Source organism: Loigolactobacillus jiayinensis, from assembly GCF_003946445.1.
Classification (GTDB): domain Bacteria; phylum Bacillota; class Bacilli; order Lactobacillales; family Lactobacillaceae; genus Loigolactobacillus; species Loigolactobacillus jiayinensis.
On sequence record NZ_RHOF01000055.1, the window covers coordinates 1 to 22,841 of the forward strand.

21 protein-coding genes and 3 pseudogenes are annotated in these 22,841 nt (G+C 38.9%); 13 read left to right on the plus strand and 11 right to left on the minus strand.

Annotated elements, in window-relative coordinates:
- Nucleotides 1–337 precede the first annotated feature (337 nt).
- The 3 genes and pseudogenes from EKM80_RS12045 (at nt 338) to EKM80_RS12055 (ending at nt 3,347) form a co-directional block, all read left to right on the plus strand.
- Nucleotides 338–1,273 carry a replication initiation protein gene (locus EKM80_RS12045; RefSeq protein WP_125553557.1) on the plus strand — a complete coding sequence of 312 codons (936 nt, stop codon included), beginning with the start codon at nt 338–340 and terminating at the stop codon, nt 1,271–1,273.
- Nucleotides 1,266–1,811, plus strand: coding sequence for a DUF536 domain-containing protein (locus tag EKM80_RS12050; RefSeq protein WP_010620839.1), 546 nt, complete (start codon nt 1,266–1,268; stop codon nt 1,809–1,811). Before EKM80_RS12045 ends, EKM80_RS12050 begins: the two co-directional genes overlap by 8 nt.
- 115 nt (nt 1,812–1,926) lie before the next feature.
- Nucleotides 1,927–3,347: pseudogene (locus EKM80_RS12055) on the plus strand (nicotinate phosphoribosyltransferase).
- Between the two features lie 103 nt (nt 3,348–3,450).
- Here EKM80_RS12055 and EKM80_RS12060 read toward each other — a convergent pair.
- From EKM80_RS12060 to EKM80_RS12075, 4 genes and pseudogenes are all read right to left on the minus strand, one after another.
- Nucleotides 3,451–4,122, minus strand: coding sequence for a TetR/AcrR family transcriptional regulator (locus EKM80_RS12060; protein ID WP_107791781.1), 672 nt, complete (start codon nt 4,120–4,122; stop codon nt 3,451–3,453).
- A gap of 4 nt (nt 4,123–4,126) precedes the next feature.
- The gene (locus tag EKM80_RS12065) at nt 4,127–5,374 is read right to left on the minus strand and encodes an ABC transporter permease (protein WP_107791782.1); all 1,248 of its coding nucleotides are present in this window, start codon (nt 5,372–5,374) and stop codon (nt 4,127–4,129) included.
- Nucleotides 5,352–6,095: an ABC transporter ATP-binding protein gene (locus tag EKM80_RS12070; RefSeq protein ID WP_125553560.1), complete on the minus strand. Its 744-nt coding sequence runs from the start codon at nt 6,093–6,095 to the stop codon at nt 5,352–5,354. Before EKM80_RS12070 ends, EKM80_RS12065 begins: the two co-directional genes overlap by 23 nt.
- Nucleotides 6,096–6,330: 235 nt before the next feature.
- Nucleotides 6,331–6,777 (minus strand): annotated as a pseudogene (locus EKM80_RS12075) (IS30-like element ISLpl1 family transposase); the annotation flags it as partial.
- A gap of 135 nt (nt 6,778–6,912) precedes the next feature.
- Here EKM80_RS12075 and EKM80_RS12080 point away from each other — a divergent pair.
- A complete protein-coding gene (locus EKM80_RS12080) occupies nt 6,913–7,419 on the plus strand; it encodes a hypothetical protein (RefSeq protein ID WP_010012263.1) in 507 nt (168 codons plus the stop codon).
- Between the two features lie 65 nt (nt 7,420–7,484).
- On the opposite strand, the gene EKM80_RS12085 is transcribed toward EKM80_RS12080, so the two are convergent.
- The 3 genes and pseudogenes from EKM80_RS12085 to EKM80_RS12095 form a co-directional block, all read right to left on the minus strand.
- Nucleotides 7,485–7,904, minus strand: a complete 420-nt coding sequence (locus EKM80_RS12085) for a DUF305 domain-containing protein (RefSeq protein ID WP_125553562.1) — start codon at nt 7,902–7,904, stop codon at nt 7,485–7,487.
- Between the two features lie 103 nt (nt 7,905–8,007).
- Nucleotides 8,008–8,378 (minus strand): annotated as a pseudogene (locus tag EKM80_RS12090) (IS30 family transposase); the annotation flags it as partial.
- 342 nt (nt 8,379–8,720) lie between these two features.
- A complete protein-coding gene (locus EKM80_RS12095; RefSeq protein WP_125553564.1) occupies nt 8,721–9,296 on the minus strand; it encodes a hypothetical protein in 576 nt (191 codons plus the stop codon).
- 567 nt (nt 9,297–9,863) lie between these two features.
- On the opposite strand from EKM80_RS12095, the gene EKM80_RS12100 reads away from it, so the two are divergent.
- Nucleotides 9,864–10,649: a replication initiation protein gene (locus tag EKM80_RS12100; protein ID WP_125553566.1), complete on the plus strand. Its 786-nt coding sequence runs from the start codon at nt 9,864–9,866 to the stop codon at nt 10,647–10,649.
- Nucleotides 10,650–10,965: 316 nt separating this feature from the next.
- Here EKM80_RS12100 and EKM80_RS12105 read toward each other — a convergent pair whose 3' ends face one another.
- Both EKM80_RS12105 and EKM80_RS12110 read right to left on the minus strand, forming a co-directional pair.
- Complete coding sequence (locus EKM80_RS12105) at nt 10,966–11,595, minus strand: hypothetical protein (RefSeq protein ID WP_125553568.1); 630 nt, start codon at nt 11,593–11,595, stop codon at nt 10,966–10,968.
- 185 nt (nt 11,596–11,780) lie between these two features.
- Complete coding sequence (locus EKM80_RS12110; RefSeq protein WP_125553570.1) at nt 11,781–13,166, minus strand: hypothetical protein; 1,386 nt, start codon at nt 13,164–13,166, stop codon at nt 11,781–11,783.
- 873 nt (nt 13,167–14,039) lie between these two features.
- On the opposite strand from EKM80_RS12110, the gene EKM80_RS12115 reads away from it, so the two are divergent.
- From EKM80_RS12115 to EKM80_RS12135, 5 genes are all read left to right on the plus strand, one after another.
- Nucleotides 14,040–14,240 (plus strand): hypothetical protein, encoded by a 201-nt coding sequence (locus EKM80_RS12115; protein WP_125553572.1) that lies wholly within the window; start codon nt 14,040–14,042, stop codon nt 14,238–14,240.
- A gap of 12 nt (nt 14,241–14,252) precedes the next feature.
- Complete coding sequence (locus tag EKM80_RS12120; protein ID WP_125553574.1) at nt 14,253–14,714, plus strand: MarR family transcriptional regulator; 462 nt, start codon at nt 14,253–14,255, stop codon at nt 14,712–14,714.
- Nucleotides 14,707–16,653 carry a site-specific DNA-methyltransferase gene (locus EKM80_RS12125; RefSeq protein ID WP_125553576.1) on the plus strand — a complete coding sequence of 649 codons (1,947 nt, stop codon included), beginning with the start codon at nt 14,707–14,709 and terminating at the stop codon, nt 16,651–16,653. Before EKM80_RS12120 ends, EKM80_RS12125 begins: the two co-directional genes overlap by 8 nt.
- The gene (locus EKM80_RS12130) at nt 16,653–19,268 is read left to right on the plus strand and encodes a DEAD/DEAH box helicase family protein (RefSeq protein ID WP_125553578.1); all 2,616 of its coding nucleotides are present in this window, start codon (nt 16,653–16,655) and stop codon (nt 19,266–19,268) included. The genes EKM80_RS12125 and EKM80_RS12130 overlap by 1 nt, the downstream gene beginning before the upstream one ends.
- Before the next feature lie 359 nt (nt 19,269–19,627).
- Nucleotides 19,628–20,068, plus strand: coding sequence for a hypothetical protein (locus tag EKM80_RS12135; protein WP_027821369.1), 441 nt, complete (start codon nt 19,628–19,630; stop codon nt 20,066–20,068).
- Between the two features lie 120 nt (nt 20,069–20,188).
- On the opposite strand, the gene EKM80_RS12140 is transcribed toward EKM80_RS12135, so the two are convergent.
- Both EKM80_RS12140 and EKM80_RS12145 read right to left on the minus strand, forming a co-directional pair.
- Entirely contained in the window at nt 20,189–20,545 is a 357-nt protein-coding gene (locus tag EKM80_RS12140; protein WP_027822196.1) for a type II toxin-antitoxin system YafQ family toxin, read from the minus strand.
- Nucleotides 20,545–20,823, minus strand: coding sequence for a type II toxin-antitoxin system Phd/YefM family antitoxin (locus EKM80_RS12145; RefSeq protein ID WP_003586674.1), 279 nt, complete (start codon nt 20,821–20,823; stop codon nt 20,545–20,547). The genes EKM80_RS12140 and EKM80_RS12145 overlap by 1 nt, the downstream gene beginning before the upstream one ends.
- 76 nt (nt 20,824–20,899) lie before the next feature.
- On the opposite strand from EKM80_RS12145, the gene EKM80_RS12150 reads away from it, so the two are divergent.
- From EKM80_RS12150 to EKM80_RS12160, 3 genes are all read left to right on the plus strand, one after another.
- Nucleotides 20,900–21,487, plus strand: coding sequence for a site-specific integrase (locus EKM80_RS12150; protein WP_010012550.1), 588 nt, complete (start codon nt 20,900–20,902; stop codon nt 21,485–21,487).
- A 12-nt stretch (nt 21,488–21,499) separates the two neighbouring features.
- The gene (locus EKM80_RS12155) at nt 21,500–21,859 is read left to right on the plus strand and encodes a hypothetical protein (protein ID WP_063490259.1); all 360 of its coding nucleotides are present in this window, start codon (nt 21,500–21,502) and stop codon (nt 21,857–21,859) included.
- A 396-nt stretch (nt 21,860–22,255) separates the two neighbouring features.
- Nucleotides 22,256–22,468 (plus strand): hypothetical protein, encoded by a 213-nt coding sequence (locus EKM80_RS12160; RefSeq protein WP_054737378.1) that lies wholly within the window; start codon nt 22,256–22,258, stop codon nt 22,466–22,468.
- Nucleotides 22,469–22,841 lie beyond the last annotated feature (373 nt).

Consider the following 22,841-nt stretch of genomic DNA (forward strand, 5'->3'; position numbering starts at 1 on the left):
TGTGAGCCTGTTTTTTGGCTCACTCCTTTGTGTTTTTTGATTCTAGGTTTTGACCTCGTACAGTGGCGCCTCTTTTAAACCTCTTTTATAAACCTCTTTTAAACCTCTTTTAGACCCCTTTTTAGCCTTACTCTCCCAAGGCTTATAGAAGTTTATCAACGAGGTTTTGTCTGTTTATCAACGAGGTTTTGTCTGTTTATCAACGAGGTTTTGTCTGTTTATCAACGAGGTTTTGTCTGTTTATCAACGAGGTTTTGTCTGTTTATCAACGAGGTTTTTAATGGTGATCGTTGATAAACAATCGTTGATTTTATATAATAGTTGTGGAGGTGTGATTATGAGCAATGAACTTATAAAATATGATCCTGAACTTAATACCATTCCGTTACGTAAATTCACCCCTATTGAAATGAATCTATTTTTTTCAATTATTTCTCGTATGCGTGATAAGGGAGATCAGACAGTTAGATTTTCTTTTGAACAACTTAAAGATTTGAGCAACTATAAACCGACTGCAAATAATCGCTTTGAAGATGATATTCAAAGAACTTATGAAAAGTTAATGGGGCTTCATTTTGGAAGACGTAGTAAATCTGGATTAAATAGAGAAATGTTTGTTATGTTTACTAAATTCAGAATTGTTGGTGAAGCTGATTCTCCTTATATAGACATTGAAGTATATAAAGATGCTTTGCCACTTCTTAATAATTTAGACACGTGGGTTAGATATGCTTTAGCGGAATTTAGAGATCTTCGAAGCAGTTATGCTAAAACCGCTTTTAGATTGTTAAAAGGTTTCAGAACAACCGGTTATGCTTTTTTATCAAAAGAAGATTTTTTTGAGTTACTTGATATTCCTAAAAGTTATTGGAAAAAACCGGGAGACGTTGATAGATACGTTCTTAAACCAATCAGAGAAGAATTGACCCCTCTTTTTAGAGGCCTAACTGTTCGAAAGAAATATGGTAAAGGCCGCGGGAAACCAGTGATTGGGTATTCTTTTACTTGGAAGCCTGAAAAGAAAGACGCTAACGACTTCTCACAAGGTCAATTTCAAGATGAACGTCAAAAACTCTTTAACATTCAGCATAATGGTGAATTAACAGAACAGGAAAAATGGCGTGCCATTGATAAAGTTAAGGGGTTAACTCTAGGTTCTACTGAAAAGCAAGCATTGGCTGTCAAACAAGCCGAACATGATAAAAAAATAAGAGATCAAGCACGACAAGAAGCACTTGCTGAACTCCGAAAGGAGCTTGGAAATAATGCCTAAAACTATTAGAGAACTTGCTGATGAATTGAAGGTCTCTAAACAAACTATTCAATATCACTACCAAAGACTACCAACAAAGAACCAACAAAAAGATAGTCAAGGTACAAACATGATTAGCCTTACAGCTGAAAGGATTATTAGGGACAAGGTAGCAAAGCCTTTGGTAGCAAAAGATCAACAAATAGGTAGCAAAAAAGCGACAAAGACTAGCAAAAAAAATAATGAGCTAATTGCTACTCTAAGAAAAGAGGTAGCAGATTTAAAGTCTCAACGTGACAAACAGCTTGCGACCAAAGACCAGCAAATAAGTAGCAAAGACAGACAAATAGATCATTTAACAAAACTAATAGACCAACAACAACAATTACAATTAGCAACAGTAGCAGAAGATCGCCATTTGAAAGAACGCCTACGAAAATTAGATGGCCCAGTTGAAGATCTTGAAAGTATAGAAAAAAGCCAAGTTGCAAAAACTGATGGTGCAAAAAAACAGGCAGCTAAAAATATAACTAATAAAAAATGGTGGCATTTTTGGTAATCGAATAATTATCGTAAATATGTACTAGAAAAGAGCATACAAATTATGGAGGGTCTGTACTAGAATTTCGGACAGAAACATAAGAGAATTGATTTATCCGAAAGGAGTCCTCAAAATGACCTATTCACGCAATCGCTACGACCAAGATTTTAAGAAAAATGCGGTACGTTTGAGTTTTAACTCTTCCAAACCAGTTAAAATCATTGCCTCCGAACTTGGTGTTCCTGAAAGTGCCCTGTATCGTTGGCGGAAGCTATATACCGAAGATGGAAAGCAAACGCCGTTTGCTTCTTTAGAAGCTGAGAACCGTGCCTTAAAACGTGAAAATGCCGAATTAGCATTGGAGCGTGATATGTTAAAAAAAGCCGCCGCCTACTTTGCCAGTCTCCAGAAGGAACCCTGGTCTTTCCTCGTGAACCACTATTGACAATCACTGGACCACTTGAGCAAGCGCAATTACTTGAAACGCTCGTCTTAAATATCGTCAATCACCAATCACTGATTGCCACTAAAGCTCGTCGACTGAGTTATGCCGCGGCAGGACGTCCAATTATGGAATTCGGTGCGCGCCGTGCGCAAGGCCCGGACAGCGCACTTTACGGCACCCGGGCAGCCATTATTGGTGGCGCCAATAGTACTTCAAACGTTCTCGCTGCGAAGCTGTTTGATATTCCCGTTGCTAGTACCATGGCCCACAGTCGGATTGAAGCTTTCCCAGATGAACTAACGGCGTTTCGCAAGTGGACCGAACAATATCCTGACAATAGTGCGCTACTAGTCGATACTTATGATGTGCTTAACTCTGGGATTCCTAACGCGGTGACGGTCTTTAAGGAGCTACGAGCAGCTGGGCATGAACCCGTCGGTATTCGAATCGATTCGGGGGACGTCACGACTTTATCACAAGCTGCCCGGACACAATTGGACGCGGCTGGCTTTCCCAATGCAAAAATCACTATTTCTAACGCATTGGATGAACACATCATTACCTCGCTGTTGCACGAAGGCGCACCGATCGATAATTTTGGTATCGGTGAAAAGCTCATCACTAGCGCGTCCGCACCGGTTCTAAGTGGCGTCTACAAGCTTGCGGCAACTGAGAGCAATGGTCAGAGCACCCCCAAGATCAAGGTCAGTGCCAGTCGCGAAAAACTAACGATTCCTGGTGATAAGCAAGTCTATCGTCTGTACGAACCAGGAACTCAGCGGGCCTTTGCTGATTTGATTGCACTAGCTACCGAGACGATCGTTGATGCGACCAGCCTAACCGTCGTCACCAGTGACCCACTCAGTGTCGACCGTCACCAGCGACTCACCCATTTTGAAGCCCGGCCCTTACTCGCGCCGGTAGATTTGTCCAACACCACGTCAATTCCGGTTACAACCATTCAGGCAACGACCCAGGCTAAACTTGCCGAGCTCCCACGAACAACCCAGCGGCTCGTCAACCCAGATCTTTACCCGGTCTACATGACAACCACACTCAGCCAGTTACAAACTAGTTTGTTGAATAAAATGACGATACTAGCAGATTAACAAACGAACACGCGTAGCAACGACCAAAGCCACTTCTGTACTTAGCGTTCAAATGACCGCTAAGTACAGAAGTGGCTTTAGTTTATATCAAGTAACAGTTAGCTCACTGACCAGTAATTTGATCATGTTCACCCGGGGTCAATATTTTGGTCATCACCGTAATCAAATACGCTTGTTCGCGCTCAATTTCAGTTCCCGGCAATTCCAGCATTAACCGCGCTAGGTAACCGAATAGCTGCGATAACAAACTTTGCAGTATCAAATCATTCGGCCAATCCACAATCAAATGATCTGCTTTTAGTTGATTTATGACACTTCCCATCTGCTTGACCATCTTAGGCGCAATCTGGCTAAGAATCTGTTCGCGTCGTTCGGTGTCAAAAGCTGCCATTTCAAAAATGACCTTTAACTCTTTCATGTTAGCTTTAGCAAATGCAACTCGGTCCGTAAAAATTGCTGTGACGAATGCCTGTAGACTGGGATAACGCTGCCGTAATTTATCCTCTGAAAAATCACTCGCTAAGATTGGCACAATGTGCGCGGTAATTGGTGCTAAGATGGCATCCCGTAAGGCAACCTTAGTCTTATACCGCCGATAGACCGTCCCCTCCGCAACGCCGGCCCGTTGTGCAATATCACTAGTACTGGTCTGGTCAAAACCCTTTTCAGCAAACAAATCGAGACTTGCCTGGAGGATGGCCCGTTGCTTAGGTGTAATCGTTTCATTCTGACTTAGATCCTGTTGAAAATAATCCCGTATCCGTGGTCGTTCCATATCCTCACACCTTCCGATAACGTTTCATTCCAACAATATTCAACATTGTTAGTACGACCATAAACCCTACTAATATTAACAAATTGACACCAATATCGCCAAGCCCAGCACCCTTTGTCACAACAGCCGTCAACGCATTAGCACCATAGTATAACGGCATGATGTGGGCAATTGCTTGCAACCAACTGGCCATGCCATCGACTGGAACCAACCCAGCAAAAAAGATTTGTGGTACAACAATCAGTGGAATAAACTGAATCATTTGAAATTCTGAGTTAGTAAAGGTGGAAATAAAGATACCCAAGGTCAAAGCCACTAACGCTAATAATAAGTTAGTCAGAAAGACCAGCCAAATACTACCAACTAAGTGAATCTTGAAGACCACAATTGTAAAAACAACGGTCAGAACAGTCTGAATGATGGCAAAGCCCCCATAGCCAATTAGATAGCCCATAATAATTTCACTCCGTCGAATTGGGGTTGCAAGTAGCCGGCTTAGGGTTCCAGTAGTGCGTTCATTCAAAAGTGAAACGCCAGAAATCAAGAACACAAAGAAGAAGACAAAGAAACCGAGAAATGCTGGCGAAAAGTTTTCAAAGAACGTTGAATCACTACTACCATAAATATAATGAGACTTAGTCGTATAACTGGTTGCTTTAGCTGACTGAGTCGAACTAGACGTCGTGGCTGTGGCCTGCTTGAGTTGCTTTTGTAATTTCTCAGCAGTTGCCTGGTCACCGCGGGCCTGGGCTTGTGCAATGGCAGTCTTCAGCTTGGTCACCGTTGCTTGTGTCTGGGCTGCTGTCAGCTTCTTCAAAGCGGCTTGTTGCGATTCAAGGGCCGCGCGCTGTTTCTTAGTAACGGTCACCAGCGTCTTCATTTTCAACTTGACTAATCCTGATTGTAAACTCGCCTTAATTAAAGACGTGTTGGTTGGATTGCTATTTGAATAAGTAATCGTCAATTGACCATTTTTCTGAGTCAAATAGCCATCTAGATCATGCTGCTTAATCATTTTCCGTGCCTGTGAACTATCATAATGATGAATCGTCACGTTTTTGGTATCGATCACGTTAACCACGGATTGGTCTACATGATGAACACCCAAGCTTGCTACTTGCGTCGTGTTGTTTTGAAATAAGAAATACATCAGCGTCATAATCAGCAATGGTGCCAAAAACATCAGCGCCAAGGTACGCTTATCACGTAACATTTGCTTAAAAACTCGTCTAACGATTGCCATCGTTCGCATCTTGCATCCGCCCCGCTTTCAAAAAGACCTGTTCGATCGTATCTACTGCATACTGTTGTTTCAGTGCCGCGGGTGTCCCCTCAGCAAGCGCAATCCCGTGCCGAATCAACATGAGATAATCACACCGTTCTGCTTCGTCCATGACATGCGTTGTCACGAGCATCGACTTACCGGTATCCTTGAGATTATTTAGTTCGGTCCAAATTTGTTGCCGTAATTCTGGATCAATCCCAACGGTCGGTTCATCTAAAATCAATAATTGGGGATCCTGAATCAGGGCAATTGCCAACGACAAGCGCCGTTTCATCCCACCCGAATAGCCACTGACCCGCTTGTCTAATTGGGACGTTAAATCAACTAATCCGGCTGCATAATCAATCATCTGTGCTAACTTTATTTTTGGAACGCTCATCAATTGCCCAAACAAGGTCAGGTTTTCACGGGCCGTTAGTGTCTCATACAAAGCGTCACTTTGGGCCATATACCCTACTTGTGCCATTACCGCCCTATTGGGCATCACCGTATCCATGACTTTAACAGTGCCACTATCCACAGCTTCCATCCCTAAAATACTCTTGATCAAGGTGGTCTTCCCAGCTCCTGATGGCCCAATCAAGCCATAAATCATTCCAGCCGGCAGTGTCAAATCAATCTGATTGAGCACTTGCTGATGACCAAAGTGCTTGCTGACCTGCTTGGCGATGACATAATCCGTTGCCATTTTAATAACCCTCTTTCTCAAAGTGAGTGTATACTCACTCACTTAATGGCTTTAGTATAATCAGTACATCTCGGTTTGTCAACATTAAAATGAGTTATCACTCACTTATTTTGTTTCCGGCCCATTTGTCACCGCATTGCAAACAAAAATGCGCCACCCCGTTGTTGGGATGTCGCATTTTAATTAAATAGCAGCACTGATATAAGCGTTAGCAATGTTTTGGTAGATTGCAAATTTAATCCGAATTTTTGGACAAATTTGTCAGCATAACCTGATACGGTGTTTGCCAGTCGAGTATTTTAAGCGGTCGCTGGTTAATTTGGAGTAACGTCGTCGTTAAATCTTGAGCACTAATGTGCTCAAAACGAGTCCCTTTAGGATAAAAATAACGTAAATTCCGATTAAAGCGTTCATTACTACCACGTTCAGCTGGAGTATAAGCATGGCAGTAATAGGTCTTAATACCATATTGTGATTCAAGTGATACTAGCCCACTAAACTCAGTGCCACGGTCCACAGTAAAGCTGTGCACCGGACCATTAAAAGTGGTTAGGAACTTAGTTAGTGCTTCATTAACAGTCGCTGTCGTCCGATCTTTTAACCGGTATGCCCAAAGGAACCGTGATTTTCGATCGATTAAAGTTAATAAAACTGCCTTACTATGCCCACAAGGACCAGCCACTATATTATGAGTGCTGGCTCGACTGACGGTATGAAAGAGTAACAAGAAAGCATTTCCATTGCAAACCATCTTGTCAACTTGTTACGATAAATTTGTAACTCATAACAAGCATTTATTCAAAGGAGGACTTTTTAGATGACACATCACCAAACGCGCGAAGAAAATGAGAAAGAACTAGCAGAACGTAAACACGAACAGACACTAGAGAAAAACGAAAATTATACTGATCCGCAAAACGACCCTGCACAAGCCAATATTCATGATGCTAAACGCTATGGCGAAGTAGATCACATGGACACCGACGAAGAAAATTCTGATCTTGATCACGGTCGCCTCACGGGAAATGAAGACGCCCCTGAATCAACTTCAGGTAATCCTCATGGGGACGAAGGAATCCATGATTCTCAACGTTATGGCGAAGCAGATCACATGAATACCGACGAAGAAACTTCCGGCCTCGACGCTGGTCATTTAACAGAAAATGATCATTCTGAATCTGGTTTTGAAGATGATGAACATCATGGTCAACAAGAAAAACATGATAGTGAGCAGGAACGCTATATGGGCGGTAATTCAGCTGATGAAGACGATGAGTTAGCAAAAAAACTCGGTGATCGTCGCGGAATGCCGCAAGATAGCTAATAAAAAACTCGGTAAGCACTAGTTTAACTAGTATTTACCGAGTTTTTTCTATCGAGATATTAATCTTATTCTTGCAGACGTTCTATCATTTGATTCATTTTTTTAATTTCTTTCTTCTGAGTCTCAATTATTTCATCAGCCAATTTTTTGACTTCTGGGTCTTTTAAATCAGCTTCAGTACTCGTTAAGATAGCAATGCTATGGTGAGGAATCATGGCTTTCATCCAGGAAATGTCGGAAACCCCGGTTTGCGTCCGCACCATGAACAAAGAGGCAACGAAGATAACTGCTGAAATAACTAAAATCAAACCATTTTTCTTCTTACTAGGATACATCTGCCACATAAATAACAACATGATGATGGCCATTGCCGCTCCCATCATTAGTGCCATCAAGATTCTAGTCACGCTGATATGGATGTGCGTAAAAGAAAAAACATTTAGAAACATCATGCCATACATGATCACCGTACTGACGAAAATCATGAGTAAAAATTTGCGATCCCAAATTGCAAGAACAAATTAGCCACGCAATAAATCCCGGTAAGACAGTATTTTCATTGATATTCATATTTTAAAGATTCAATCTTTAGCCAGCGGCAGCGGAGAAAAGCTCTTTTGGGTTTGGTAACCTGACTGCCGGCGTGGTAAGTTGTTTAGCTTGGCTTCCACTGCTTGGATATCACTAGGGCCTAAAGTATCCATGGACAGGCCCTTAGGCACATCACGACGGATCATTCGATTATGCGCCTCATTTGTGCCTCGTTCTGAAGAGCGGTAAGGGTGGGCATAATAAAGGTCGGCAACCCCGTCAAGCACCGTCCCCGCCGCTGCGAATTCTGCCCCGTTGTCAGCGGTAACGGACTTCATGATGTGCCCGTATTCTTGGCAGATCTTAGCCAGTTCGTAGTTGACTGAATCGGCGTCACGACCATCAATCAAACGCAGGATCTGACACTGTCCAACAGTTAGTAACTGAATAGAGAACCACCAAGTGATAATCCTACAAGCAATTTCAGGGGCTATTTTTTACAAAATCACCCCTCAAAAACATTGAAAGAATAACCCCCAATATCTATAATATAGATGTTGGGGGTTATTTATTTTCATATTATAAAAATAACTTCTTCTATTCGTCATTTTTTCGATACCTTTTAGCACGATTTTGACACTCCCTAACTTTGATATACATCTCCTCATTTCACTTATATTCTGAACCTAATAGACCATGATTATCCAACCGTTCCCCCGTTGTGGACGTTCTTGATTTTGGTAATGCTCAAGTTAAAGTAACTTTTTTATTTAATTATTACCCCAACCATTCCTATGCTTATCAAATTTTCTAGGTGTAACCCGCTGATAATCATCATCATCTGAGTAGCCCTTTTTTATTTCTTCATATGAATAAACCCATTTGTCGCTCTTGTCTGCAAGCGAAGTGCCTGCTTTACCGCCATAGTATGTCTTCAGTCCTTTGGCCGTGACCTGGTAACTTCTTCCTTTATCAATTCCACGCCAGCTCATCGGGATATCAGAGTAATAACCGACTCCATTATAATACGTCCCCTGTAGTCCCTTTTCCACATATCTATAGAGCTTATTACCCCGTTTTTCATAGTGACCCCACTCAGAGTCTTCGTCAATTACTCCACCCGGTGTTTCCCCATAGATATCAGAGGCATACTGACCATTGCGATACACGACAGTAATCGTTCTCTCTTTCCCGAATGAATTATCGTGCTCAATATAGACTCCACGCACATTAATAAAGCCTAAATGTGGCAATGTCGTCCTTGATAAACCAAGTAAAACAACAATAACCAATAATACCCCACCAATAATCCAATATTTTGCCTTAGCTAACCCCTTAGCCTTCACGTGTATCTCCTCATTTCACTTATATTAAAATGTAATAGAACTTAAATTATACCGGATAACTTTTATCCAAAAAACACTGAATTATAATCTGGATAAAATCAGAGTTTTACCATACCGTTAAAGTAGATCATGGTTTCAAAGCATCAGTGCCTGATATCCTGTTTAAGGCGTTTGAATTTGTTTTTAGTATCATTGGGTACGAAATGCCTAAAACCTCTTAAAACGTCTTATATTACTTATTAGGTAAAATGCTGGAATTTGATTTAGTTGTTTCAGTCTTAGAAATTTTGATTTATATCTGTGTGGTGGCGTAGCCCACCTTTTTATATACCTTTTTAAAACCTTTTTTAAAACCCTTTTTAGGCGTGCTGTATCCTTAGATTCCCAAGGGATACAGCAATGTTTAAGGGTACTTTTGCGCGTTTATAAGGGTACTTTTGCGCGTTTATAAGGGTACTTTTGCGCGTTTATAAGGGTACTTTTGCGCGTTTATAAGGGTACTTTTGCGCGTTTATAAGGGTATGATGTGTGTTATAATACTCTTTAATTAAAAAAGGAGGGAAAGTCTTGCACGAAATAGTTAAATACCATAATGATTTGAATACCGTTCCGATGCGTAAGTTTAGCGAGATAGAGCTAAATATTTTCATGGCCGTGGTACAACAAATGCGCGATAAATCAATGGATAAGATACAACTATCATTTACCAGATTGAAAGAACTCGCTAACTGGAAAAGGAAAAAAGATGATGCAGAATTCACTAAATACTTACATAGCGTAGCCGAGAAACTGATTCATCTATCTGGGACTCGTTGGTCACCAGACGGGAAATCATTTGATATGTTCATCCTCTTTACACGGTTTACAGCCGACTCTAACAGCCAAACATTAGATGTTAGTGTTAACCCTGAATTTAGTTATATATTAAACGATTTTACAGGCGGTAATTTCGATCAATATGAATTGGCGGAATTTGTAGCATTGTCAACAACGTACGGAAAAACTTTGTATCGCTTGCTGAAGCAATACCGAACGACTGGATATTTAAATCTTCCAATTGATAAGTTTAGAGAATTATTAACCGTGCCAAAAAGCTACTCAATTAGTGATATCGATAAACACGTATTCACAAAATCAACTCGTATGGATATGGCTAATGCATTTAAGCATTTAAAAATTAGAAAAGTGTACGGGAAGGGTCGTGGCAAACCACTGGTTGGTTACGAATTCTTATTTGACAAGGAAACTGCTAACGCCGATCAAAAACGTATTGAATTTGATAAACGTGCCATGCAAGGTTTTAATCCAAATAATACTTCAGCTGATTGGGATTTTCGCAAGTTGCTAGAGTAATTTTTAATGTAATTCAATTAATTTTGTACCCAAAATACCATTTTCATTGACGTTTAGGTGCCAAAATCAATCAAAAATAACCGATTTTATACGATTCAAATACAGCAGCCAGTATTAATAATGCTAAGGTACCAAAAACGACCATTTTTTAGCCAAAATTTGTGCGCGAAATTTTTCCCATAAAAATAAGGGTTTCTCGCAATTACCGTTTTTGGTAAAACATACAAGAAACCTCTATTTTTATGGACTTATATAACTGTTTTAGTAAAATGCAAAACGAATACTTTATTTTTAAAAATTGATTTTTGGTGTGGATTTACCAGCTAATTCGTCCATCAGGAATATATTCAATTGTCCGCCACGAATTCCCATAGCCCTTGAATGCCAACTTATTACGTACTATCTCTTGAATGATTTCTCGATCAAGCCCACTCCCTTGCAACCTATCGATTTTCTGCTTAAGTTTCCGTAAGTGTCCATCACGTACATCACCTGCTTTCATGATGAAAGCCAACTGTTCAACTAACGCTGCCTGCCATTCAACGTCTTCACGCTGTTCGTCAGTCTCGTTTGCCAGGCAACTATATAGATCTGTTAGCGCGTCGTCGTTGAATTCATTATCAATCAACTGTTTCACGCCGTATTCTAGCGATGTTGCCAGATCTCTGGTATTGGTTATTCTGACTAATCGCATTGTGAATACAGTAGCAGTCTCTTCGGTGGTTAACCCGTTATCACGTAGAGTCTTAGTACCTCTAACAATACTATTAATCATAGTATGACTGGCTGCTTTCGCACGGAACGTCTCTGCAATCAGCTGTGCAATTATGCCGTTGTCGTCCTTGATCTGCGCAATGTACATGTCCATGTCATATATCGTCTTCATATCTTCGAAAAGTAGTTTAACTAAGTCGTGCACTACTGATTTTTGTTTTATTTCTATCATTTTTTTGATCTCCATTCGATTACGTTTGTTGTAAAGGAATAGAGCGCCTACTCATTGCTTGTTTTTAAAATATGCCCTGCGTGTATGTGCAGCTACTACCGCTAGCACCCCTACCAACGGATTCGCGAATTGAATTAATCACCCCCTTTATTGTTTGCTTGGTTAAAACCATGCGTAAATTTGAATTAATCTGGTAACTTTTTAAGCGGATTATTAGTATCACCGTTGCCAAAGCGTGCTAGTAGTTCGTCTTCAGCTGGTTCGGTTACATCTTCGCCTATTTGCGCGGTTGCTAACTCATACTCGTTGAATCGTTTAGCAAAAGCATCATTGCCTGCAATTTTTGGATTACTTAGCTGCATGGCTTCAGTGAGCTGTGGCCAAAGTGCTGTGACCATTACGGCTAGATCATGATTGGGATTATCTTTATCTAATTTAGCTACGACCAATTGCGCTACAATTGCCTTAGACCGTGACTGGTAGCCCCTAACCTCACGCTGAATACCCACTAGATTCTCTTCCCATTGCTGATTGAATGCTGAAGTGTGATTTTTGGAGTTTTTGGCTAGTGACTCAGCCAAAGTTTTAATTTCGCGCTGCATACCCTCGGCTAGCAGTTTGAAGTGTGAGTTGCCATGTAGGTATGCGTCCAATGCGAATAGGTACTCGGCAACCACTCTGTTAATCGATCGTACCCGCGTGTCCACGTTGACTTCATAGTTGTAACGATCATTCTTGGCTTTAGCCTGTACAGTCTCTACGTAATGCTTAATACTGCGATAGCTATAGTCTTCAGTTATGCTGAAGCCGCCTAATAGGTCAATGTCACCGTTAAGCATTTTGGCTATATCTGTGGTTTTATGGAGTTCAAACTCAATGCGCCAGTAGTTTTTATGTTTCAACTTTAACTCTTTCAACGCTTCAGGGTCTATCTCCCGATCACGTTCAGCAGCGTACTTGTCGTATATGCGGATCAAGTCACTTTTGTTGCTGCGTTTACCAAAGTAATAAGTCTCTTCCTTGTACTGGTTTGCTGCATTCATCTTGGTATTGATTTTGATTAGTTTGTCACGCTTAAGTGCTTCATCTGCAATCGAACCCCAATGCTCACGGGTTAAACGACGATCAATAACAATATTCATCTCGCTGAGATCCTCGTACACGTCAAACGCTATATCCAAGCGCTGTACCGTCCAACTATCGGTAACTAGGTACCACTGAAGCTTGTTAATCATGAGGAACAATAAACCGCGCTCAGGCTTAAGTGTCCACCGATTAGGATTGAATTCAAGACTAATCACGCTGCTAGTAAACGATAGGTACACTTCAACCACACCACCCACACCACCCACACGTGGCCGATACTCAACGTTTAATGACTTATCAGTAATTTTTTTGTCACGACTAAGGGAGTACGCCATACTACTTAGATGCTGTAGCAGCTCAACTCGCTTTGATTCGTCTATATGGCCCTGTAGTTTCACCTTATCGATCGATACCGCCCGCGGCGCAAATAATACGCCTAAATCCTTTTCTGCTTGGTTATTATCTTGTTTCTGTTGCCTTGCCATTCCCTTATCCCCCTTTACTCACTGTTTCAATCTTATCAATTACCCAATTATTACTATCACTTACAATCGATTTTACACAATACTATATCTTGGTATTACGTTAAATAACTTCATTAAGAAAAAGATTAATTACATGATACATGCTATATATAAGCGATTATTTTTTACATGATGTTTAATCCGTCTATTATTATTAATTCGAATTTTACATGAAAGCGCGTGCGCCGTCAATACCTTTTTTTCGCAACAAAAAAACGCCCCACAATTTAGGTAAGCGTTTTTGAGACTGTGGACTACATACTACTATTCTTTTCAAAATTGATGTATTGTCGCAACGCCATACGGATTATTTGAGATCTATTCGGCGGTGTCATGAATGCGTCATGCGGTTCCTTGTCCCATTCCTTTCGCTCACTTGCCACCAACTTATCTAATTCGGCCAGCATTTCATTATCTACGGTTATCGTCACTCTAGTGTTTCTATCCGAAACAGCCATATGTTAAACACCCCGCTATATTTTAATTTAATATCTAGATTATCTCATAAGTACATCACCGGTGCAACACCAAGTGCTAAGATATTATTCAGTGCTTACTCCAGTAATTCCGTGCTATAATTAGCTATCGGTAATTCGATGTTTTTTACCGATATAAAATGCTATTTATCAATCAAAAATTAGCTAAAATTCACAAACTTTCCATTTTACTAAATCGTATTAAATCGGCGATTTGATTAATGTAGTTAGGTAGACCAATTTAAAATCACAAGCAAAAATTAAAAAGTGCTGTAACATCGGTAATTCCGGCCCTACTTTGACTAATCAGCATTATGTAAACTACATAGTAATTCTCATACTTTTTAGGAGGTTTTCCATGAATATTCCACGCGTTACGCAGCTAACTGTTGGCGACCTTAAACAGTTACTCAACCAATATGATGACAGTACCACCGTATATGTTTCCAACGATACCGCTAAAGAAGTTTCCGCCTATGAAGCTGTTAGTGTTGAGACCGATATGCTAGATGACAAACCGCTGATTATTATTAGTGGTGGTATCGTAGACGAACGATAGGACTGAATTCATATGTTAACTTACAAAGAACTTGCCGAACGCTTAGGCGTTAAAAAGGACACGGTCATATACCGTGCCCGAAAGTTACCTGCGGATAATATTATCAAGAAAAATAACAAAAACTATTTGACTGAAACAGCCGTTAAAACGATTACCAACGAGATCAAGAAACAGCAACAGGCTAGTCACAATGCTACCGATCTATTAGCCGAACAGTTAACCAAAAAAGATGAACAAATAAACCAACTACAAAATCTTCTAGATCAGCAACAACGGTTAGCATTACAGGATAAAAAACTTTTAGAAGAATATAAGGCAGAGATCAAAGATTTAAAAGCATTAAATATGCCGCCACAAGATATAAAAACAGAGAATTCTTCTCCAAAAGAAACAACAGACTATATAAAAGAATCGCCACAAAAGCCAAATAAAAAGTGGTGGCAATTTAAAAAACGAGAGCAAAAAAATGATTGATTCAAAAATTATGGAGACAACAAAGTCTATTTTGAAGGAATTTGGTAACACATACTTTTCAGATAAAGACACTCTAAAGCGCAACAAAGTAATAGAAGACCTTGATGCTTATACACCTATGTTGATGAAGGCATTACTAGCCAATCAACTAATTCATGATACCTATACTGAGTCAATTGTTATAGATGATAAAAGTGTAGAGATTTTTAAGTTAAACGAATTTATTGAAATGTTTACGTATAAAGAATACTGGCAAGATAGCTACACAAAATTTGAGAATAAAATTGGCCTGACTGCTGGTGGTAAGTTTATTGATGAAACTGCTGATGTGGTTCTAGATTTTCCATTCAAAGATACCGTGTTAAAAGCTGGTATGACGAAAGAAGATCAAAAAGATGCTGACGAACCCTTTTTGCATGAAACGATTGCTAAGGCTGAAATTGATCAATTATTAGAACCTAAAATATTTGTCAATGCTACTAAGTATGATAAAGAAAATTTAGAAGGTGTATCCACTGACAAGTTTGATGACGAAAATTTGATTATCAAAGGAAATAATTTAATTGCTTTACATAGCTTGAAAGAGCGTTATACGGGGCGTGTGAAACTAATTTATTTGGATGTTCCATATTTCTTTAAAAAAACAATTGCAGAAGATGCGTTTAAGTATAATTCTAATTTTCATTTTTCAGCATGGTTAACTTTCTTGAAAAATCGTTTGGAAATCGCAAAAGAGTTGTTATCTGAAAAGGGGTCAATTTGGATTAACATTTCTGAAGACGGTATGCATTATTTGAAAGTATTAGCTGATTCTATTTTCACTAGTGATAAGTTTGTTGGTACGATACCGCGTAAAACTCGTAATGGTAAATCAGATGTTCCTTATAATTTATCACAAGATTTTGATTGGATATTGGTTTATACTGCGGGACTTGAGAACGATGAAATTATGGGACGTGAGGTTAAACGTCAATATCTGGAAACTGAAGACTTTCCTAATAGGCCATGGCGTAAGGCTGATTTAACTAGCCAACGAACCGTACAAGAACGACCTAATTCAAACTATACGATGGTAAATCCAAAAACAGGTAAAGGATATCCAGTAAATCCTAAACGTTCCTGGGCAGTCGCTAAAGATACATTTCAAGAATGGTATGAAAATGGCGGGATAGGTTTCCCTGATGATTATGCTTTCATGTCAGGTGATAGGCCATTTCGACGTATTTTCAAAGATGAAGATAATGCTAAAAATAAATCCTCTGCTGTTTATTCTGATTTTTTACTCAAATTAAGTAATGGAAAAACCATTAATAAATTAGGTAATGATCAGATTGACAACTTGTTTGATAGAGACGATTTTGATTATGCAAAACCAGAGGAATTACTGAGTGAAATCATGAAGGTAACCACGACTGAACATGATATGGTTCTTGATTTTTTCATGGGATCGGCAACAACTCAAGCAGTCGCCATGAAGATGAATCGTCGCTTTATTGGTATTGAACAGATGGATTATATTAAAACAGTTTCTGTTGAGCGCCTCAAAAAGGTGATTGCTGGTGAACAAGGTGGGATATCTAAAGATGTTAATTGGCAAGGCGGTGGCTCATTTGTCTATGCTGAATTAATGGAAAAGAATCAAGGCTATCTCAAAGATATCCAACATGCAGAAACGACGAAGCAATTAGAAGACGTTGTTAATCGTATGATTGCGGGTGGGGCTGATTTTGATTTCCGCGTTGATGTCGAAAAAGTCATGCAAGATCCTGAATATCAAGCGATGTCATTAGCTGATAAAAAACAGCTGATGATCAAGGTCATTGATAAGAATCAGTTGTATTATGCTTACAGTGATATGGAAGATCGTGATGTACAAGAGCTGATGTCTGAGAGTGATATTGCCTTTAATAAGAGCTTTTATGGGGAACGTGATCTGTGATGGTAAAAAAGAAAGCACGAGAACTTGTCTTACCCATTGTTCATGAAATTAAAGAATATACGAGTGATTTTTTAAAAAACGATGAACCCAGACATGCTTTTGTTTACCCGGACTACATTAAGCACAACCTCAAACATCAGCTACGTGATTATCAAAAGCAATCACTATACAACCTGAATTACACGCAAAAAGATGACCATGTTGCCAGTCGCTTCAATCAATTGTTATTCCATATGGCCACTGGTTCTGGAAAAACTGATGTGATGGCAGCCGATATATTGTATTTTTATCATGAATTTGGCTATCAAAATTTTCTTTTTGTCGTTAATACTAACGCGGTAATTGCCAAAACGCGTGAAAACATGCTGAATGTTCAATCACCAAAGTATCTCTTTTCACAACCACTCAGTATTGATGGCGAGACGATTGAATTGCGAGAAGTAACCCGCTTTCCAACAAATAGTGAACCAGGTGTGATTTACTTACGGCTAACAACTATCCAAACTTTAGCGAATGAGTTAAATACACCACGAGAAAATGGCTTAACTTATGGTGATTTAGAGAAACAGAAGTTGATTATTCTAGCTGATGAAGCGCATCATTTTTCTGCTGGAACTAAGAGCAAATCAGATCAAAAAAATAAAGCTTGGGAGTATGTCTTAGACCGTATTCGACAAGCTAATAAAGCAAATCGTCAGTTAGAATTTACAGCCACGATCGATTTGAATAACGAGTTTATTTACGAAAAATATCGTGATAAAATCATTTTTCAATATGACTTAAAAGAGTTCCAAAATGCAGGATATTCAAAGAAAATTGCTCGTTTGCAAGCCAATGCTGATGATAACGAAAAGATGCTAAACGCGGTATTGTTATCACAATATCGTAAGCGGATGGCGATTCAGGCGGGTGTGGAAGATTTTAAGCCGGTTATTTTATTTAAATCCAATAAAATAGCTGTTTCAAAAGCGGCTCGTGATCAATTTTTGACGATGATGGATCGGCTAACTGCTGAAGATCTGGCGCAATTTATTGCAAAGCAACTACAAACCACGCAATCATCTACTTTGCGCCAAGCCTATACTTATTATCAAACAATTGATATGGGAAGCTTGGTACGTGAATTGCAACGTGATTTTCAACCATTGAATACAATTAATGTTAATGATACGAGTAGCAATGGCATTTTAGGGGACTTAAATGATTTACGTAATTTGAATACTTTAGAGGAACCAAGTAATCCCTTTAGAGCTATTTTTGCCGTCGCCAAACTTTCTGAAGGTTGGGATGTTTTAAATTTGTATGATATTGTCCGAATTGGTGAGCAACCTGTTACGTCAACACAAACTAATAGTGAGGCGCAATTAATTGGTCGTGGTGCGCGATACAATCCCTTCGTCTATGAGGATGCAACCTCTTTCACGCGACGATTTGACCATAGTACGCCAGAATTACAGATATTAGAGTCCTTACACTATCACACGATTAACGATAAAAAATATATTGATAATCTGACGAAGTCCTTTGAAGCAATGCAGCTACAAGTTGAAGATGATAAGGACTTTGATATTTTAACCACGACAGTTAAAAAGTCATTTAAGAAATCTGATGTCTATCAATATGGCAAGCTGTATTACAATGACGTTGAAGATGTTCCTGAAAGTGAATATAATGGTTTGGCAAAATATGGAGTCCCTGTTGCAGAACTACCTACCGTTAACATTGAGACAGCAACCCTAGAAGCAACTGCCTTTGATACACAAAATGTTGCTGGTATGAATGAGACACGACTGGTAAAGATTGATGATGCCCTCGTCAAAAAAGCAATGGCACGGAATCCTTTCTTCAGATTCAATACCATGAAAAAATATATGCCGACGCTAAATTCTATATCTGAGTTTATGTATGATGCGCAGTGGCTAGGACAGCTAAAAGAAATCCAAGCGACGGTATCAACTGGTGCAGATACAGTGCTTAGTCGAGAAACGCAGCTATTAGTCGTTGAAAAATATCTAGCGTATATTCAACGCATGTTAATCATGAACTACAAGCGTCAACGTGGGACTAATAAATTTATTGGATTGCCAATTAAGGAAGTCGTTCAGGACTATCAAAAGCGTGTTCCCGTTAACTATTCTAATGCTGGTGTTCATGAGTTAATTCAAACTTATGACTATAAAAAGGCACCGTGGTTTGTCTATAACGAAGCCATCGTCGACAAATTAGAACGTAGCTTAATTGAACTGATCCAAGGCTATGTTGAAGAACTGCAAAACAAGTATAAAGATGTTTACCTCATTCGTAGTGATGAGCGTAATACTAAGCTTAAATTACATGAATTTGCCGATAATGTGTCTCACTATGCTGGTTTCTTGCCGGACTTTGTCTTGTATTTAGCTAATGAATCTTACATTTATCAGATTTATATTGAACCTAAAGGTACTCAATTACTTGATCAAGATCAGTGGAAAGAGGACTTGCTAACGAGCATTTCTCCTGAAAGTGTTGATATAATCGGTGAAAATGGCCAAGTTAAGCTGTATGGTGTTAAATTCTATGTTGCTGGTGATGCACGTCAAGTTCGACAATCCATTCAAAATATAACACTAAATTAGGGTCTATAACTATCAAATAGACCCAATAGTAGTAATTAATCTAAAGCATGATATAATAGTCTTAGAGATATGTTGTCGAGTGCATGGCACATGACAAACACAAAAGCCTTCAGCAAGGTCCTAAGTTGCTGAAGGCTTTTTGCGTAGTTAGAGTCGTTCGATTACACTAATATCAATGTTTACGGTTGTTTAGCCACCACGTAAACCACACGATAATAAGTGCATTGACAAGTTGAGATATGTTGTCGATTAAATCGTACATGGCTTTCACCCCCCTCTCCGCACGACAAGGGTGACGAACGACTTAATCATTATATCATTTACGTTTCTATATTAGATGTTAAAAGAGGTGAAACATAATGTACGAAAAATATACAAGACAGTCATTACCGAATGATGATTATAGGGAGCTTCTTGGTTCTGCTATAAGTGTTTTTAACTCCAACAATGCTTTTATTATAGAAAATATACTTAAAATCAGTGGTGATCAACACAACTGGTGGGAATTAATTGATCGAACTTCAGGGAATATTCTGCATAAAGTTATGAAAGAACAATATTCCGATGTTATTCCAGAAAATATAATTAGTCTGTTTTCAGAACTTGTAGAGCAGCGTGACCGAATAATCCATAGTTTTCAAATAACAGGTCCAGAACCAAATCCTGATCAAGAGCAACTATTAGCAACTAAAGTTAGAGGTTCCGGTGAACAATTTATAATAACTAGAAAGTATTTACTAAATTTCATACAAAAAAACCAGACACTATCTGATCTTTTATACGACTTCAGAAACATTTAAATTAATATTAGGGTCCATTTTTAACAAATCGCCCCTCAAAAACATTGAAAGAATAGCCCCCAAAATCTATAATGTAGATGTTGGGGGTTATTTATTTTCATATTATAAAAATAACTTCTTCTATTTGTCATTTTTTCGATACCTTTTAGCACGATTTTGACCAGGAAATAAACGATCATGCGATCCGACTCGAATGCCAATTAAGACTAGTTCATCTTTATCAATCGTATAAACCACCAGGACATCGTTAGTTTCGCTTGGTGTTTTGTTTTTCGGGGTATCTCGTAAGTGAAATTCATTATAACCGCTCATTCGCCGATTAAGCTCATGATCTTCAAATTCTGGTGGTAATTGTTGTTGCTCAAGCAACAGGTCGATGGCTGCTCGAACTTCATCAATAATAGATTTGTCTAAACTGGCTAGCCGTTTTAGATCAGCATTAAAGGTTGCACGTGGTTTAAATCTTAGTTTTTTCATTATTTAAACTGACCCCAATAATCATCATCTGATTCAACAATTTCATCGTCAGGTAAAACATGGCGTTTAATTAACTGATCACGTGCAATTGCATATTCTAACGAGCCTTCTTTCGCTTTTAATGCTCTTTCTAGCCAGTCCATTTTTTCTTGTGAAACGATGGCTACTGCACGACTATTTGAACGAGCAATATAAACGGTTTCGTCTTCGTCATTAACTTGATCTAAATATTTTTTTAGGTTAGCGCGAAAATCGCTCTGTGTTAGTGCTAATGTCATATTTACCACCCTTTCGTTGTACTTAATATTGTACTTTAATTTGTACTAAAAATCAATTTTTTAAGGAGCTAAAACTATGCAACAAGTTGTCTTACCCATCAAAGATTCAAATGTTCTCAAGGAGGTTCAAGATACCTTACTCAACAACTTTAAAGCTGGCCGGCGTAACTATACAGTTTTTCAAGTTGGCAAAGCGACACTGCTGCGAGTCAGTGATGTCATGCGCTTAAAACAGGCCGATATTTTTAATCCGGACGGTTCTATTAAACAAAATGCGTTTATTCACGACCGAAAAACTGGTAAACCTAATACCTTGTACCTTAAACCGGTTCAAACAGAGCTCTTATTGTACCGTCAATGGCTACTTGATCATCAGCTGGATTCTGAATGGCTCTTTCCTTCCATTCAACACCCAGAACGCCATATCACGGAAAAACAGTTCTACAAAATCATGAGCAAGGTTGGCGATCTGTTAGGAATTAATTATCTAGGGACCCATACGATGCGTAAAACCGGGGCTTATCGCGTTTACACGCAATCAAATTATAATATTGGCTTAGTCATGAATTTGCTCAATCATTCCAGTGAAGCAATGACTTTAGCTTATTTAGGCTTAGACCAGGCTAGTACTGAAACGATGCTGGATAAAATTGATTTTGGTTAGGAGGCTGGCTTTATGGATTTAGATTTTAAATCAAACAAGTATGATCTTTTTGATGATTGGCATCAAAACAAGACTAAACAAGCCTTTACACAAAAGTTGCAGCAACAAGCTCAAATTGAAAAAACACAATTACCGCAATTATTGTCGCGTGAAGATTTAAAAATTCGTTGGCAGATGAACTCTCGTCAAAGTGTTCATCAAGTTGCTAGTAAGCCTGATTTTCCGCAACCCGTTTTTGCTTTTAATCATGGTAAGACGCCACTTTACTTAGCAACTGAAATTCAAATTTTCGAAATTAATCACCCTTGGGTAATAACTCCCGGTGCTCGTCTTGCTTATAGTCATTGGATCCTTCGTAATGTGATTGATTAATCTTGAGATTTAGCTCTATGTTTTTGAGGGTTTATTCTAGGCTTTTTATAGTTGGCGCTAGCCTTCTAATACAAATAATACCCATTTCGATGGGTATTAAATCTACCCTTGACACTTGTCAAGGGTGTAAGTGCGCATTGACCTCATTTCACTCGGTCTGCTGATAGCCATACAATCAATTTTTCTCGTTATTTAATTGAGCATATTTTTAATTCAATTTATGTTTGCACCTAAACTAAGATTGTTATGTTTTAAATATTTAAAAAGTGTTGCGGATTAAGCTGTTTTAAGCCATTTTTTTAATCGTTCTGTGCAAAGAATCTTTATAAGTTTGGTAACAAATTTTGAATAACGGTACTGTAAAATCTGTGAATCTAAATTGAAATCATTATTTTGATGTTAGGAGTAATCAAGATGGACGAAAAGAAAGTATTAAAAACCATTGATGAAATGCTTGCTGATCCTTGGCAAGTTGATATTCAAGAATTGTTTGAAGCTTCTGTCAATGAACCTGACGAGATCAAAAAGAATTTGTATGATTCCCTGTATACTTATGTTTTGCAAAAAAGACAAGAAGATATTATTAATCGTCCTGGCTTCGTTATTTAGCCCTCTAAAAGCCTGATGAGGCTTTTTATTTTTGCTTTGGTATAAATATATATAAACAGTCTCAAAATCGCTAGAAACGAGAAATAAGGCCCTTAAAAAGGAATATAGCAGTTAGATTCTTGTTAAGATTCAAAAAAACTAACTGTTTGCTGTCAATGGTAGCGGACGAGCGTAGCGTGGGAGCATAAGGAATTGACAGCTCTAAACCAGTCTTAACACTGAATTGGCGAAAGCCAAAGTTTCTATAAAACTTTGCTTTCCTGCCTAACGGCGAGTGAAAAAGCGGTCAAGCTGGCTCAGCTTGGACGGGGTTCGGGGCGTTAGCGCCCGATTAAATGTGGCTTGCCACACCTTTTTAGGCAACGAACAGAGT